Genomic DNA, 15,174 nt, shown 5'->3' with positions numbered 1-15,174 from the left:
GCTGCGTAACTAAAATCTCCCAAGTTTATGTGTACGGATTTGACGGCAGGGGTCAGATTTGATACTCACCGACAGAAGCCCCGTTTCTAATTACCGATTGGGTTGGATAAGTAGTAGATGTATTAGAACAATTAGCCAATCTTACATTACTCCCACTAATACCTAATTCCTGAGGGGTATTAAATACACCGTTAAAGTAGTTTGGTTTATTAAAATAGGTACCACTAGTAATATTGGCGTTATTAGCATCAGCTTGGGTATCAGTAATACCACCGTTATCATCAAACACTGTACCTGAAAATATATACTGAGGAACATAGCAGTAATTGTCTACGCGAATTTGTACTTCTTGATTAGTCGGGTCATTTTTAACATATATAGGATTATTGGTGTAACGAAATGTCACTTCACTGACAGCTTGAGAAAATTGTATAGAGCCTTGACAGCGTGTATCTAAATCTCTTGATGGGCAATTGAAGGAAGTGCTGTTGTTTAATCCTGCAGAGTATATGACATTTGAGCCTGATATTGTTTGTAGTGTGCCATCAATAATAGAGCCAGATTCAGTAGTACCTGTAATGCGTACATAGTCATCGAATAAATTATTACCAGAATTTGAATAGTCAATATCAAATGCACTCACAGCTACGTTGGTCAAATAGAGAGGCTGTTGGGTCGTTTTATTACGAAAGCTTAGTGTAATATCTGTATATGCAGTTGGAGTAGAAAAGTTTCTACCAATATTTATAACCCTATACTGGCTAGCATCTATAATGCTAAAGTTATTATTAGTATTACTAGTGCTAGATTCGCTAAGATCCATTTTCATTTGTAGTGGAATACTATCTGAAGCATTACCTGCGACATTAAAGTAGTTATTATTGCTGCTACTTAAAAATAAATTGGTATAGTCGCTATCTGTCAGTTTGTCTTTTGAAAAACCAGCAGGACAAACTGCGCCTGGATTATCAACTCTTGCAGAGGATGTATTACTAACCAACATCAAGCCCATAGCGGCTATCAATGCCAGCACCCGATATATATGTTCACTGAATAGTTGTGAAATTATTGAATTTAGAACGTATGGCATTTTATGCATATGATTATTCCTATAAGAAGCTAAAACTTGCTATAAGCGTTTAACTAGTTCTCAATTATTTCACTAACTAAACTAATGTATATATTACGTAACTTAACATATTAAGCAATAATTTCGTAAAAGTCCTACGAAGTGGATGAATGGCAGATATTTCATGACCAGCTACAGTATCTAGTTATAGATGTCAGCTCGTTAGCAAACAATCTTTATATTTCTTTGAAACATTTCTAAAAAAACTAATGATTATTTATTTCAAAAATACTTGTCATATCACCATTTCTTTACAGCTATAAACAACTGCAGCATAAGAGCCTATAATAAAGAGTTATTATCATTTGATAATTGACTATAAAAGTTGGGTTAGCATTTTATTATATAACCACTTTTAAATACTCAGTTCATATGCGATGGATAGTAGCGCTGTTTTTATTTTGGCTATGTGAGGCTGCTCCAGATGATGAGTCGGTCAAATACTGCTGCATAACCGCACCCTACTATAAATCTCACTTCTTAAAATTAACAAGGAAGTCATTGAGAAAATTATTCCCGCACGACAATATTGAAGTAACACTTTGATTTAATAATATCCTGTCTTCGGGCAGGACTGACTGATAAAAAAGGACAATAGTGATGAATTATTATAAGGATGCTGATAGCACCGAAACCCAAGAGTGGCTGGAAGCGTTTGAATCTGTTATCAAACATGCAGACAAAGATCGTGCTCAGTTTCTGCTAAAAGCTTTATACAATATGGCAGTTCAAGAAGGCCTGCCGTTCAATCGTCTCGATACCGCTTATATCAATACTATCTCCGTTGAAGATGAACCGATGTACCCTGGCGACCTAACCATTGAGCGCAAAATTCGTGCTTTGATTCGCTATAACGCATTGGCCATGGTCATGCGTGCAAACAAAAATGACGACGATTTGGGTGGTCACTTAGCGACGTTCGCTTCTAGTGCCACGCTATACGAGACAGGTTTTAACCATTTTTTCCGTGCTGCCAGCGATCATTTCGGTGGTGACATGATTTATTATCAAGGTCACTCAGCACCCGGTATTTATGCGCGTTCTTATTTAGAAGGTCGATTGACCGAAGATCAGCTTGATAATTTCCGTCGTGAAGTCGGCGGCAAAGGCTTATCAAGCTATCCGCATCCGTACCTCATGCCAGATTATTGGCAGTTCCCAACCGTATCGATGGGACTTGGTCCGATCATGTCGATTTATCATGCCCATGTACATCGCTATATGGAAAACCGCGGTCTGCTAGAGAAAGAAGGTCGTAAGATTTGGACGTTCTTGGGTGATGGTGAAACGGATGAGCCAGAAAGCTTAGGGGCTATTTCTCTCGCTGGCCGTGAAAAGTTGGACAACCTCATATGGGTCGTCAACTGTAATTTACAGCGTCTTGATGGTCCAGTCCGTGGTAATGGTAAAATTATCCAAGAGCTAGAGTCTGTGTTCCGCGGGGCTGGCTGGCGAGTGATTAAAGTTATCTGGGGTGGTAAATGGGACAGCTTACTTGCCAATGATAAAACTGGCGTGCTCAAACATCGTATGGAAGAAGTGGTCGATGGTGAGTATCAGCTATACGAAGCCCGTACAGCTGAGTTCACTCGCAAAGAGTTCTTTGGTAAATATCCTGAGTTAGAAGAGATGGCTGATGCGCTATCTGATGAGGATATCTCGCGCTTGAATCGTGGTGGTCATGATCCAATGAAAGTGTATGCTGCATTCAGTGAAGCGATGAAAACCAAAGGTCAGCCAACCGTTATTTTAGTCAAAACCGTTAAAGGCTATGGCTTATCGGCTCAAACACAGGCGGTCAATAAATCACATCAGATTAAGAAACTCGATCAAGAAGCGTTGATGTATTTCCGTGATCGCTTTGATTTACCATTTACTGACGAGCAGCTAGAGACGCTACCATTCTATCGCCCTGAAGAAGGTTCAGCGGAGATGAAGTACCTTAAAGGTCGCCGCGAAGCGCTAGGTGGTCATTTACCAAATCGCCGCAGTGGGCATATCCCATTGAATATTCCTGAACTGTCAATGTTTGATCGGGTATTAAAAGGCAGCAATGGTAAAGAGCAATCAACGACGATGGTATTCGTACGCTTGTTGTCAGCCATGCTAAAAAACAAAGACATCCAAGATCGTGTCGTGCCGATTGTACCTGATGAAGCACGTACTTTCGGTCTAGAAGGTATGTTCCGTCAATTGGGTATCTATTCTGCGGTTGGTCAAAAATATACACCAGAAGACAGTGAAGCTTTGATGGGCTATAAAGAAGCCATCGACGGTCACATGTTAGAAGAAGGCATCAACGAAGCAGGCGCAATGAGTACGTGGATAGCGTTGGCAACCAGTTATTCTGTGAATGCGTTGCCGATGATTCCGATGTATATCTATTACTCGATGTTTGGTTTCCAACGTGTGGGTGATTTGGCTTGGGCGGCAGGCGATTGTCAAGCACAGGGCTTCTTGCTAGGCGCAACAGCTGGTCGTACCACCTTGAACGGCGAAGGCTTGCAGCATCAAGATGGTCATTCACAGATTCTATTTAACGTTGTGCCTAACTGTGTGACTTATGATCCTTGCTTCGGTTACGAGCTAGCAGTCGTCATGCACGACGGTCTACGCCGTATGTATGGTGAAGGCGAACGCGTTTATTATTACTTAACGCTAATGAACGAAAACTACGAGCAACCTGAGATGCCAGAAGGTGCCGAAGAAGGTATCAAGCGCGGTATGTATTTGCTCGAAGACAATGGTTCAACTCAAGTACAGCTATTAGGCTCTGGCGTTATTTTACGTGAAGTACAAAAAGCGGCGCAGATTCTAAAAGATGAGTTCAATATCACCTCCAACGTTTGGAGCGTGACCAGCTTTAACGAGTTGACTCGTGACGGCATGGTCTGTGATGACTACAACCGCTTGCATCCAATGGATGAAGAGAGAGTGCCTTGGGTTACTGAGCAGTTAGCGCCGCATGAAGGTATCGTCGTCGCTGCGACAGATTATATGCGTAATTATTCAGAGCAAATCCGTGCTTGGTTGCCAGATAATCGTCCTTATACTACGCTAGGCACAGATGGCTACGGTCGTTCTGATACTCGTGAAAATCTGCGTAGCTTCTTTAACGTTGATGCGGCTCATATCGTGGTTGCGACGCTCAAACGCCTAGCGGATGAGGGTGAAGTTGAGATGCGTTTGGTGAAAGATGCCATCTCAAGTTTAGGCATTGATGTGGATCAGCCACCTGCATGGCAACAACAGCCTTATTATGATCATTCTCCCGATGCACCAGCACCTGGTAATGTCAATCCAAATCCTGTCCCTGAATTTGTCGCTGAAGATGATGATGAAATCAGCAATGAGGGTCGAGCTGAAGATCAAGCGGATGCGACTTTACTTAATAACGGTGATGTCAAAGAATAATAATCATAAGACTAGGAGATAAATCATGGATATTAAAGCCCCCGATTTGGGTGTTGATAGCGCCGAAGTCAGCGAAATTATGGTAGAAGTGGGTGATGTCATCGCAAAAGATGACAACATCATTCTATTAGAATCTGACAAAGCCTCGGTTGAAGTACCAAGTTCCGCTGCTGGCAAAGTCACCAAAATCAGCGTTGCTGTTGGTGATCAGGTCAGTGAAGGTATGGTACTGATTGAGCTTGAAAGTACAGAAAACAATGTAGAAGATAGTGCAGAAAGTAATGTAGATAATCATGACGATAGCGCTGCTGATGAAAAGAAAGAAGCAGATGCTAAGCCAGAAACAAAGGCTGAGCCTGCGGCAACTGAATCAGCCTCGTCTGACTCTAATGACAAGCCTGCGTCTAACGCTGGTAAATCGACCACTCATGCATTGCCAGATTTAGGTGTTGATGAAGCGCAAGTTTCTGAAATCATGGTCAGTGTTGGTGACATCGTGACTGCGGATCAATCAATCCTATTGATTGAATCTGATAAAGCATCGGTAGAAGTACCCGCACCAGTCGCTGGTAAGATTGAAAAAATACTGGTTGAAACAGGTGACATGGTTGCTAATGGTCAAGACTTTATCGTTATTATAAGTAGTGGTGCAGATGCTGCTGCTGAAAGTGAGTCTACATCAGATAGCGCTGAGCCAAAGCATTCAGCACCAGCCAAATCAGAAGAGAAAGCTGCTGCTAAAACAACGGGTGAGGCAAAACAGGCAGAAAAATCTACAACGCCTAATGCGGTCGCTAGTAAGCAAGCTGATAAATTGACTGAAGCACAGGTTAATGAAAAGTTGGTTGACGTATATGCAGGTCCAGCCGTTCGTAAGCTGGCACGTCAGTTAGGTGTTGATATCACTCAAGTGAATGGTTCGGCATTGAATGATCGCATTCTAAAAGAAGACTTGTTTGCACATGTTAAAGAAAGCTTAAGCACTCAAAAAGCGGCACCTGCCAGTGGCAATGTAGCCAGCGCTAGCCTGCCAAGCTTACCTGACATGAGCAACGTTGAGATTTGGGGTGAAACAGCAACCCAAGACCTTAGCCGTCTACAAAAAGTCTCGATACCGCAGCTCAACTATAATACCTTGTTGCCACAAGTGACCCAGTTTGATTTGTCTGATATCACTGAGACAGAAAAACTGCGCGGCGAGCTAAAAGGTAGCATGAAAGCTGAAGGTATCGGCTTCACGATTTTAGCGTTCGTGGTCAAAGCGACGGCCTATGCCTTAACGCAGCATCCACGCTTTAACAGTCATTTAAGCGACGACAATACGCAAGTTATCTTACGTAAAAGCGTAAATATGGGCATCGCGGTGGCAACGGATGATGGTCTCATCGTACCTGTTATCAAGAATGTGCAGGATAAAGGCTTGAAGCAAATCGCCATTGAAATTGGTGAGCTTGCGGTAAAAGCACGTGACAAAAAACTCACTACTAAAGATTTGCAAGGTGCAAGCTTTACCATATCAAGCCAAGGAAACTTGGGTGGCACTGCCTTTACGCCATTAGTAAATTGGCCTCAAGTGGGTATTTTAGGCGTGTCTGAGGCAAGCATGCAGCCACGTTGGGATGCTAAAAAGCAAAGCTTTGAGCCGCGTCTCATGTTGCCATTGTCACTTTCTTACGATCATCGTGTGATTAATGGAGCAGATGCTGCCGTATTTACCCGTTATATTGCAACGTTACTGGCTGATCCGCGCCGTATTTTGCTGTAAGAATTGTTTGTACTAAAAGGATTTGAAAAAAAGACTGTCTTAGGATGGTCTTTTTTTATGCTTAAAATTTGTTGCTAATGGTCGCCAGATTTTTAGCGGTTAATGACTTTAGCACAATCGTTTTTATCTATAATCTTTTTATCTATAATCATTGCCGCTTAAACTTTAGATACAAAAAAGCCGGCGATTAAGCCAGCTTTTTTTATTCACATTACTTTATGTTATATTAGAAAGTCTTAACAAAAGCAACGCCATATACCCAAGGGCTGATGTCAACTTCACCAAGGTCAATGGTCTCACCATTAGCTTTTACGCTGGCGTCTGTTTTGATGTCCATATAGCGAGCATCAATACGGAAGTATTCAGTTGGGGCAAAAGGTATGTCAAGACCGATGTGACCAGCAACGCCGACGCTATCATCAAGTTCTAATTTTTCGAAAGCATCGCTATAGATTTTTTCTTTAAAGAAAGTCGTATAGTTCACACCAACACCAACAAATGGCTTCACATTCATAGGCATGTTGTAGCCATCGAAGTGATATTGTACCGATAGAGTCGGTGGCAAATGCTGAGTTTTAGCATCGATAGTAGCATCGCCAGCAGTTAAGGTAATGTCATGATGGAATGGTGTAGCCGCTAGTAATTCAATACCAATGTTATTGGCAACGAAATATTCGCCGCTAATGGTTGGTTGAACATCACTGTCTACGTCGACACCAATAGTGCCATCTGCCAGTGTACCGTTATCGCTTTTTGGGTCAACCATGTGAGCACCAGCAGCGACAGACCAAGTACCAGCTGGTACAGCAAACGCTGTGGTCATAGTAAGTGCAGCAGCAGTGGCTAAAACTAGGGATTGTAGTTTCATCATTTGATTCCTTAACGTGATAGAAGATTATCGGTGGCTATCTAACGAGGGATGACATTAGGTACCGATACACAATGTTATGATTATTGACTAACCTGTAACATTACAACGCCATTATAATACAAAACCATATTTACTGTAAGGTTTTAAACGCATATTAATGGCTTTTATGGCATAAATTTACCGTTAAAGGTATATTTGTCGAGGTAATTAAAAATTACTTAGGACAGTTAGCATTTTTGAAGCAAGACTTAGATCCCTTCATGCTGATGTTATACAGAGGTATGGCATTAGAATTTGGTCGATAGTCAATGGTGCTAAACTCTCGCTGATATTTTTAGAATATTAAAATGTCAAAAGCTTAGAGTCGGTAATGATAGTCTCATTACTTTTCGAATGAATAATGAGAGTGGGAAAAGAGGGGTAATATATTATGCTTGGCTATTGTAGTAATTCTCCTCTACGCTGCACAAACGCACGTTCTGTGACGATATTGGATCGGATGGACTCTTGCTGTCCTGAATGCAACTTATTTTTGCTGCCTGCTCAAGATATCAGTCAGCAATTACGCGCTGACGAACGATTCTTACGCTTCGCTATCATCGCCATTGTGCTGGTGCTAATTTTGTTTGCCTACATGTACTATTTAAATTTAGTATAATCACCGATCATGCTTCATAATAAATAAGACAGTCCTGTCACTAGTAATGCTTTAAGAGCACTATATCGCTAAGTAATGATGGGTATGAAATACTGATAGTGACCGAGCATTAATGTCATATTCTGTGATGACTGCTTTATTATACTAATATAAGACCGGTGTTTCACCGCATAGGGACGGCATGCTATTCCAATCTATACGGCGCTTGCGTCTTTTCGTTTACGATATTCTGCAAAATGATGAGCACGATACGCTGTTTAGCCGTTGCGTTGACTACTTTTTAATATTTTTAATCATGACCAATGTAGCAGCGGTTATTGCTGAGTCGGTTGACAGTTGGTATTACCCTTATCAAGAGTATTTTACTTGGTTTGAAAATTTCTCTATCGTGGTGTTTTCTATTGAGTATTTGCTGCGTTTGTGGAGTGTGGCCGAGGAAAAACCAGATGGCACCACTTGGCGTCAGCGCTGGGAGTGGTTGAAAAGTCCTTCTGCGTTGATTGATTTAGTCGCCATTGCGCCAGCTTTCTTGAATTTCTTTGTTACGATTGATTTACGCTTCTTACGTATATTACGTTTATTCCGAATTCTCAAACTGACACGCTATTTTGCTTCGTTACGCATCTTATTGGTGGTCATCAGCAAAGAAAAAGGCTCGTTCCAAGCGGTTATTTTTATTTTAATAATTATGATTGTGACGGCATCTAGCGGCATTTACTTGGTTGAAAACCACGCCCAGCCAGAAGAGTTTGAGTCGATACCTAAAGCGATGTGGTGGGCGGTGGTGACGCTAACAACGGTGGGCTATGGCGATGTCACGCCGATTACCAATGCGGGTAAAATATTGGGTGCGGTTATTACCATATTAGGTGTGGGTCTGGCGGCATTACCTGCAGGTATTTTAGCGACTGGTTTGGCAAATGAGCTTGCTCAGCGCCGTGAAGAGCTTGAACAGGACTTTCGAGCACAGTTGATTGATAGTGATTTTGATTTGGTGAAAAATCAGATGATGATCGATAAAATTCGCCGTGAGCTGGGACTGGATAAAGAGCAGGCGCAAAATATCGTATTACAGGTATTACGCGAACAAGAGCTTGAGCGCCGCGAAAGAGAAGTGGAAGAACGACAAAAGAACTTTTGCCCACATTGCGGTGAGCCACTGTAAGTCTTTTATAGTAATTATTTTAGGTTTCAAAAAATGGATATGTCAGAAAAGGGTGCAACGTTATCAGAACGTTGCACCCTTTTATTAGCAATAAACGGATGTTTTATGGTATTTAGATAGCTTGTGGAATGGGTAGCGCACGGGCCAATTCATGGGCGACTTGCTGCGCCGCCGTTGCTAAATCTTCGGCAGGAAGGGGTAAGTTTTGCAGTGTGAGATGCCAATCATCCACTTCTCGGCGTAAATGTGCCACCCACAGCGTCGTACAATCACGTGGCAGTTGCTTTAGATTGACTTCAAAACATCGATTGCCTTCATCATCGCTTAGATGAATCTCGCCTTTTTTGACTCTTGAAAACGGATGACCGTGGTAAGAGTTGGCTATCATAGCAATATGGGTGATATGTGCTGGGATTTTATCTAAGTAAAGCCTGATTTGCTCTTGGTCAAGAGGTGCCAAATACATCGCTTGTTCGCCGCGATCTTTGCCATTGAGACTGTCGCCTTGATGTTTCACTGATTCCGCTTTATCGCGCAATTGTTTGAACCAAACGATATCACTGATGGTGCAATTGTCGTCATATAGTACGCAAGCCAAATCAATATCAATAGCGCTCTGGTTTTTTTTAAAGCGCTTAAACATGCCTTTTGGCTCAATCTTGGTAAATTCATAGTTTAGCGCAAAAAATAAGGTTCCAGCATCTAAGCCCAGTCCTCTTAAACTGTCTGACAGTAATGGCAATGAGGCAGTGGTCGGCATAACATTCCTTATCTATTTTCGTTCTTTATTTTTAAATAGTGGTAATCGTCTGAATACGGTTAGATTTGAGCGTCATTACTCGCAGTTGTTATTTATGATCAAAAAACTTATCCAATACGGCTTGATGTAACAATGCTGGTTTGGCATTCAATAAACCATTGCCAAAACCACGCAACCACCAAACCAGTTGCGAAGTTAGGTTGACAGTGGCTTGAATGGTCAGCGTGTCATCATCCAACGTAACAGTTTGATCGTCACTGAGCTTGCTTTCAGTCAGGCTTTTGCCCGCTTGTTTGGTGAATTGTAGCTCAATAGCGGTGTTTTTGCCATGATTAGGCAGCTCACCGAATAAGGGATGGCTAAAGCCCATACCACCCGCATCCAAATAAGTATCGAGTTGGAAACTCTCAGGTGTTTGTGCGGCGCTTTCAAGAATGTCAACGCTAGCAAATCGATGTAGGGCAAAGGTACGAATGGTAAAGTTTGGATCATCAGTACGAGTTGCCAGCAGATAAATAATCACACCGCGCTGGATGATAGCTATAGGATTCAAAAGATATTCACTGGCCTGTGATTTATTGCTGCGGGTATAGCAGGCTTTGATTTGTAATTGATAAAACAGCGCATGGTAAATATTGTCTTTGCTATCCAAGTCAATATGCGGCGCGATTAGTGGCTGAGTGGCAGGCTCGATACGCACTCTGTCGATCCATGAATGGGTGACTTTACTGTTTTTTAGCTGCCGCCTTGCCAAGTCAAACCACGGGAATAATTCATCTAAAATAACAGGTGGTAGTAGCTGAGTTAGATTGGCTTCAACCATATTAAAGGCGACTGCTTGCGATAGATTCATGTGCGGTAAGCTTTGGAGTGGCGCGTCATCACGCCAGCGCCAGCCTTGCGGGTTGGCGTTGTTTTTTTCTATGGGAAAGCGTTTTGCCAGCGCATTTAAGTCGCGCTGGACAGTGCGCAGGCTGATGTCAAAGCCTGCCATCATCAGCTGCTCGTAGATATGGGTTGTGCCCACCCAGCGGTTGCGCTGTAGTTGCGATAGCACTTGCCACTGGCGCGCTGTCGTCGCCGCGCCATGGCGATTATCGTTATTATCTTCTGAGACATGACTGTCCGCTGCCGCTACAGTATTAGCTTGCTCAACAGAGTTCGTTTGAGCATGAGAGTGGTCGGCGTCAGTAGAATGTACAGTCATTAAGCGATAACCTTTATGAAATTACGAGTTGGCTTTTGTATAGCTTAGCGGAGTATTAACCATTCATCATCGCAGAAAAGCATCGTAGCGTCTAGGGCATGTCTTAAATTAGCACACTGACTTATTGATTGGTTTTGACAAGGCTAAATTTCACTATAAATCAGCTTATATGGCGTCAATGGGCGTTTTAGTGGCATTGTTATCGATACCTTGATTGATGCTTTGGTTGATACCTTGATCATCATTTATAACGACTTCGTTATGCTCCGCCTTGTCTTTACATTTTTCTTTTTTTCTCTTGTCCCGTTTTTTTTGACGTTTTGCTTTTTGCTTTTTTTTATCTTTCTTTTTGGACTTTTTATCATCAATACCATCGTCATTGTTATCTTGATTTTCATCCCATAACATCAGACGACTTAAAACTTTGCCAAACAACGTGTCTTTACGATAGCGACCTTTCTTGTTCATGGTATCGATAGGCAAACCAGTCATCAGCGTCAATGCTTCGCTCAGTGTATAGACACCATAAATATGAAATTCGTTCGCTTTGACGGCAGCAATGATGTCGTCACGCAGCATGAGCTGTTTGACATTGGCCATTGGAATGACCACGCCTTGCTTCCCAGTCAATTCTTGCTCGCGGCATGCATCAAAGAATCCGGCGATTTTAGAGTTGATACCGCCAACCGCTTGCACTTCGCCCAATTGGTTCATAGAGCCAGTAATGGCAAATGACTGATCAATCGGGACGTTTGCTAAGGCAGATAGCAGCGCACAGCCTTCGCTGACGGTAGCACTATCGCCATCGATATGGGCGTAGCTTTGTTCAAAAGCGAGCGAGGCGCTAAAGTTGAGCGCATGATGTTGGCTGAATAATGCGCGCAAATAGCTGGTCATAATCAGCATGCCTTTGGCGTGTAAACTACCACCCAAATCTACATCACGCTCGATATCGAGAATCTCACCCGTACCGATATTTGGTTGAATGACGGCAGTCAGGCGGGCGGGCATGCCAAACTCGCTATCGGCATAGCTAACCACTGTCAGCGCATTGACTTGTCCGACCGCGCTGCCTGTGGTTTGAATAAGCTGCTGACCGTTTTTGAGCTCATCCCAATAGAGGTCACGCAGGTATCCTGAACGCTCGTCCATATCATCGATGGCTTGTGTGACATGATAGGCATTAACAATGTTTTTTCCGCTTAAATGCGCGTGGCGGTTAGACTCATGCAATAGCTTGATTAATAAATCACTGTGCAAGCTTAAGCGGTCTTGGTCTTCTGCTTGTAAGCTTAAATGCTCAAGTAGGGCAGCTTGCGCGCTACGATCAAACGGATAGAGATTGGCATAGTCAATGATGTCAGCCATTTTTGCGACTAACGCCAATTCGTGCTCACTGCTGCGAGGCACATCATCGTGAAAATCGGCACGTACTTTAAATACCGCATCAAACTCAGGCTCAAGCTCTAACAGCTCATAATATAAGTCTGCTTCACCAAGCAAAATCACTTTAACATCAAGGTCAATGGGGGCAGGTGCTAACGATAAGCTGCCTGTTAAGGTCAGCATTTGTTCAAGGCTTGAGAGTTTGATTTTGCGTGATTGTAGCGCCCGCTTGAGACCCTGCCAAGCATACGGATGCTCAAGTAAGTGACTCGCTTCTAATAGTAAATAACCACCATTGGCACGGTGTAGAGCACCTGCTCGAATCATACTGACATCAGTGGTGACCGTGCCCAATTGGGTGATTTGCTCGACATGACCCAACAAGTTCAAGTGCGTCGGTAAGTCCTCAAAGATGACGGGTGCACCGTCGTCCGGCATGTGACTGACAATGACGTTGACCGCATAGCGACTTGGGGTCGTGGCCAAAACTGCCGTTACAAACTCTTCGTCATCGCCATTGACGATGCGCTCGACATGCGTAACCATGTCGGCAAATACGGTCTTGAGATAGTCAATGACCAACGGGTGACTGGCAAATTGCTCATAAACAGGGGCAAATAATGGTTGTAATGCACGACGTGCAATATTGCGATGCAGGGCTTCTATCGCATCATTGGCTTCGTCCTCTAACTGCTCTAACGCGATGGTCAACTGACTTAAGCGTTTTTGCATATGGTTTTTTTGGACAAAGTTATTTAACTCAGCTTCGTATTCACTATTACCGTATTCAGTATTGTTTTCATTCCGCTCTGCATTAATAGGATCGTTATACTCGGTGCTAGAAATGCTCGCTTTGCTACTATTATCGCTCACGGATTTATTTTTGTTGCTAGCAGATAATTTATCATCACCACCACTAGTTTCTGTCGCGAGTTGACTGGGATGTACAAACACCGCTTTATTATCAAAGGAGCGAAACGTCAACGCCAAATCATATTGTTTGCCTTCCGCATTGAGCACATCATAAGCCTGACTTTCTTTTTGATGCGTGTCATTTTTGATGGCTTCGATTTTGCTTTGATATTGGTCACTACGAAAGCGTTGGCTCAATCGTTTTTTGGCTTGTTGCCATAAGTGATTGACTTGCTGCTGCAATAAGGAGGCTTGCCCCGCAGGTAATCGCAAGGCTAGTGGGGTGCGTGGATCGGTGAAATTATGCACATATACCCAGTCGTCAGGTGTGGGTGCATCGGCGGCAATACGCGTTAGCAAGCGGCTGATGACGGTGCGTTTGCCCAAGCCATTTTCACCAGCAGCAAACACATGATAGCCACTGGCTTTGATATCCAAAGCTGTTTGTAAGGCTTTTAGGGCACGCTGTTGACCAAAGCCAACGTCTAGATCTGGTGCCGTACGGGTATCCGAGGGTAATTCATCAGGGTCGCTATAGCGTTTTAGTTGCTCAGCGGTGACAAGGCAGCGCTGCTTGATATCAATAAAGCATGGATGCGGTGCATTCGCTGTTGCTGATTTGGTGCTTTTTAATTCAATGATGGGTGTTGCCATATTATTAGCGTCTTTTTTATTAGCGTCTCTCGATAATTGAGAGGTAGGGATGTGTGGCTGTTTGGTCATAGGTATAAATTATATCGTTTGTAGAAAGTGGCGTATGTATTAAGTGCTATTAAGTGTTATTAAGGTTACTAATGAGTGCTAATACTTGGTTTTTTCTAGTTAATTTGCATCGTTCATAAAAACATCTTACAAGATAAAACGATATTTTAAATAAATCATTAAAAGCAGTTTTGTATCATTAGCAGGCTCTGTTAAAAACGCCTATATAAGCCATCATTCATCATCCATTTAAGGCGATTAAAGAACAATAACGCCTCAATATAGGCTCAGATAGTATAAGATGTCTCACATTGGCGCAATCTGCAACTATTCAATGGGCAGACTGCATGATAAAATAGACGGTTCACATGTCAAAACTGGATAACTCGTTGTATGTCAGACTTTACTGAAACATCTTCATCCTCTGCCAACACGGGCAATATCCGTATTGATCCGACTGGCTTTGTAAAGCTTGGCGCACAGTTGCCAGCGCTGGCGAATACCTTGGCTCAAGCGGTCAATGAGCTCAATTTATCCTTGAGTGAGACGCAGCAGCGCACATTATTATTGTACTTAGACCAGCTTTTGTTGTGGAATAAAGCGTATAATCTGACCGCCATCACTGATCCAGAAGAGGCTTTAATCAAACATATAATCGATTGTTTGACTATTATAACGCATTTACCGTCAGGGTCACTGTTAGATATTGGCACAGGAGCAGGGATGCCAGCGGTTATTATTGCGATTTGTCAGCCAGAGCGTCAATGCACCGCACTTGATAGTAATCAGAAAAAAATTCGTTTTATTAAGCAAATCAGCAGCGAGCTTGGCTTGAATAATATGCAGCCAATCGCTTCTCGTATCGAGGCGCATGAAGCCAGCTATGACGTTGTGACTTCTAGAGCCTTTGCCAGTTTGATCGATTTTGTCGAAGTGGCTCAGCCGCGCTTAGCAGATAACGGTTACCTATGCGCGATGAAAGGCAAAGCGCCAAGCGATGAAGAACTACAAGCGCTGGACAATGACTGGCATATTAAGACGATTAAGCTTAAAGTGCCTCGTTTACATGATAGTCGTCATTTAATTGAATTGTCCTATAAAAATGTCTAAGCTATGAACACCTTTTAAGTGATACGTGTCGGTGACACATGGTTTTTTTGATATCTGAATGGCAAGATATTCAAAATATGGTGATACAGATAGTG

9 protein-coding genes are annotated in these 15,174 nt (G+C 42.8%); 4 read left to right on the top strand and 5 right to left on the bottom strand.

Translation table 11 applies throughout. The features are described from left to right. Positions 1–52: 52 nt before the first annotated feature. Entirely contained in the window at positions 53–1,099 is a 1,047-nt protein-coding gene (locus tag I3257_RS07315; RefSeq protein WP_238049262.1) for a hypothetical protein, read from the bottom strand. A 630-nt stretch (positions 1,100–1,729) separates the two neighbouring features. On the opposite strand from I3257_RS07315, the gene aceE reads away from it, so the two are divergent. Together aceE and I3257_RS07305 are read left to right on the top strand one after the other, a co-directional pair. Continuing rightward, positions 1,730–4,543 (top strand): pyruvate dehydrogenase (acetyl-transferring), homodimeric type, encoded by a 2,814-nt coding sequence (gene aceE / locus I3257_RS07310; protein WP_238049261.1) that lies wholly within the window; start codon positions 1,730–1,732, stop codon positions 4,541–4,543. A gap of 25 nt (positions 4,544–4,568) precedes the next feature. Then, a complete protein-coding gene (locus I3257_RS07305) occupies positions 4,569–6,308 on the top strand; it encodes a 2-oxo acid dehydrogenase subunit E2 (RefSeq protein WP_238049260.1) in 1,740 nt (579 codons plus the stop codon). A 226-nt stretch (positions 6,309–6,534) separates the two neighbouring features. Here I3257_RS07305 and I3257_RS07300 read toward each other — a convergent pair whose 3' ends face one another. Next, complete coding sequence (locus I3257_RS07300) at positions 6,535–7,176, bottom strand: OmpW family outer membrane protein (RefSeq protein WP_055124235.1); 642 nt, start codon at positions 7,174–7,176, stop codon at positions 6,535–6,537. An 842-nt stretch (positions 7,177–8,018) separates the two neighbouring features. On the opposite strand from I3257_RS07300, the gene I3257_RS07295 reads away from it, so the two are divergent. Beyond that, complete coding sequence (locus I3257_RS07295; protein WP_055124234.1) at positions 8,019–9,002, top strand: ion transporter; 984 nt, start codon at positions 8,019–8,021, stop codon at positions 9,000–9,002. Between the two features lie 112 nt (positions 9,003–9,114). Here the strand turns inward: I3257_RS07295 and I3257_RS07290 are convergent, their stop codons facing one another. The 3 genes from I3257_RS07290 to I3257_RS07280 form a co-directional block, all read right to left on the bottom strand. After that, positions 9,115–9,762 (bottom strand): TerD family protein, encoded by a 648-nt coding sequence (locus I3257_RS07290; RefSeq protein ID WP_045452128.1) that lies wholly within the window; start codon positions 9,760–9,762, stop codon positions 9,115–9,117. Positions 9,763–9,850: 88 nt separating this feature from the next. Then, complete coding sequence (locus I3257_RS07285; RefSeq protein ID WP_238049259.1) at positions 9,851–10,969, bottom strand: WYL domain-containing protein; 1,119 nt, start codon at positions 10,967–10,969, stop codon at positions 9,851–9,853. Between the two features lie 165 nt (positions 10,970–11,134). Continuing rightward, positions 11,135–13,990, bottom strand: a complete 2,856-nt coding sequence (locus tag I3257_RS07280) for an ATP-binding protein (RefSeq protein WP_238049258.1) — start codon at positions 13,988–13,990, stop codon at positions 11,135–11,137. Positions 13,991–14,362: 372 nt separating this feature from the next. On the opposite strand from I3257_RS07280, the gene rsmG reads away from it, so the two are divergent. After that, entirely contained in the window at positions 14,363–15,079 is a 717-nt protein-coding gene (gene rsmG / locus I3257_RS07275) for a 16S rRNA (guanine(527)-N(7))-methyltransferase RsmG (RefSeq protein ID WP_238049257.1), read from the top strand. The last annotated feature ends 95 nt before the right edge of the window (positions 15,080–15,174 follow it).

Origin of the sequence: Psychrobacter sp. Ps7 (assembly GCF_022129225.1) — a bacterium.
GTDB lineage: Bacteria > Pseudomonadota > Gammaproteobacteria > Pseudomonadales > Moraxellaceae > Psychrobacter > Psychrobacter immobilis_A.
The sequence above is the reverse complement of the archived record's forward strand: the minus strand, read 5'-3'. Positions and strand labels throughout refer to the sequence as shown.

Coding starts and splice junctions, on each gene's coding strand:
- I3257_RS07315 (WP_238049262.1), bottom strand. CDS start 1,099: ATGCATAAAATGCCATACGTTCTAAATTCAATAATTTCACAACTATTC.
- aceE (WP_238049261.1), top strand. CDS start 1,730: ATGAATTATTATAAGGATGCTGATAGCACCGAAACCCAAGAGTGGCTG.
- I3257_RS07305 (WP_238049260.1), top strand. CDS start 4,569: ATGGATATTAAAGCCCCCGATTTGGGTGTTGATAGCGCCGAAGTCAGC.
- I3257_RS07300 (WP_055124235.1), bottom strand. CDS start 7,176: ATGAAACTACAATCCCTAGTTTTAGCCACTGCTGCTGCACTTACTATG.
- I3257_RS07295 (WP_055124234.1), top strand. CDS start 8,019: ATGCTATTCCAATCTATACGGCGCTTGCGTCTTTTCGTTTACGATATT.
- I3257_RS07290 (WP_045452128.1), bottom strand. CDS start 9,762: ATGCCGACCACTGCCTCATTGCCATTACTGTCAGACAGTTTAAGAGGA.
- I3257_RS07285 (WP_238049259.1), bottom strand. CDS start 10,969: ATGACTGTACATTCTACTGACGCCGACCACTCTCATGCTCAAACGAAC.
- I3257_RS07280 (WP_238049258.1), bottom strand. CDS start 13,990: ATGACCAAACAGCCACACATCCCTACCTCTCAATTATCGAGAGACGCT.
- rsmG (WP_238049257.1), top strand. CDS start 14,363: ATGTCAGACTTTACTGAAACATCTTCATCCTCTGCCAACACGGGCAAT.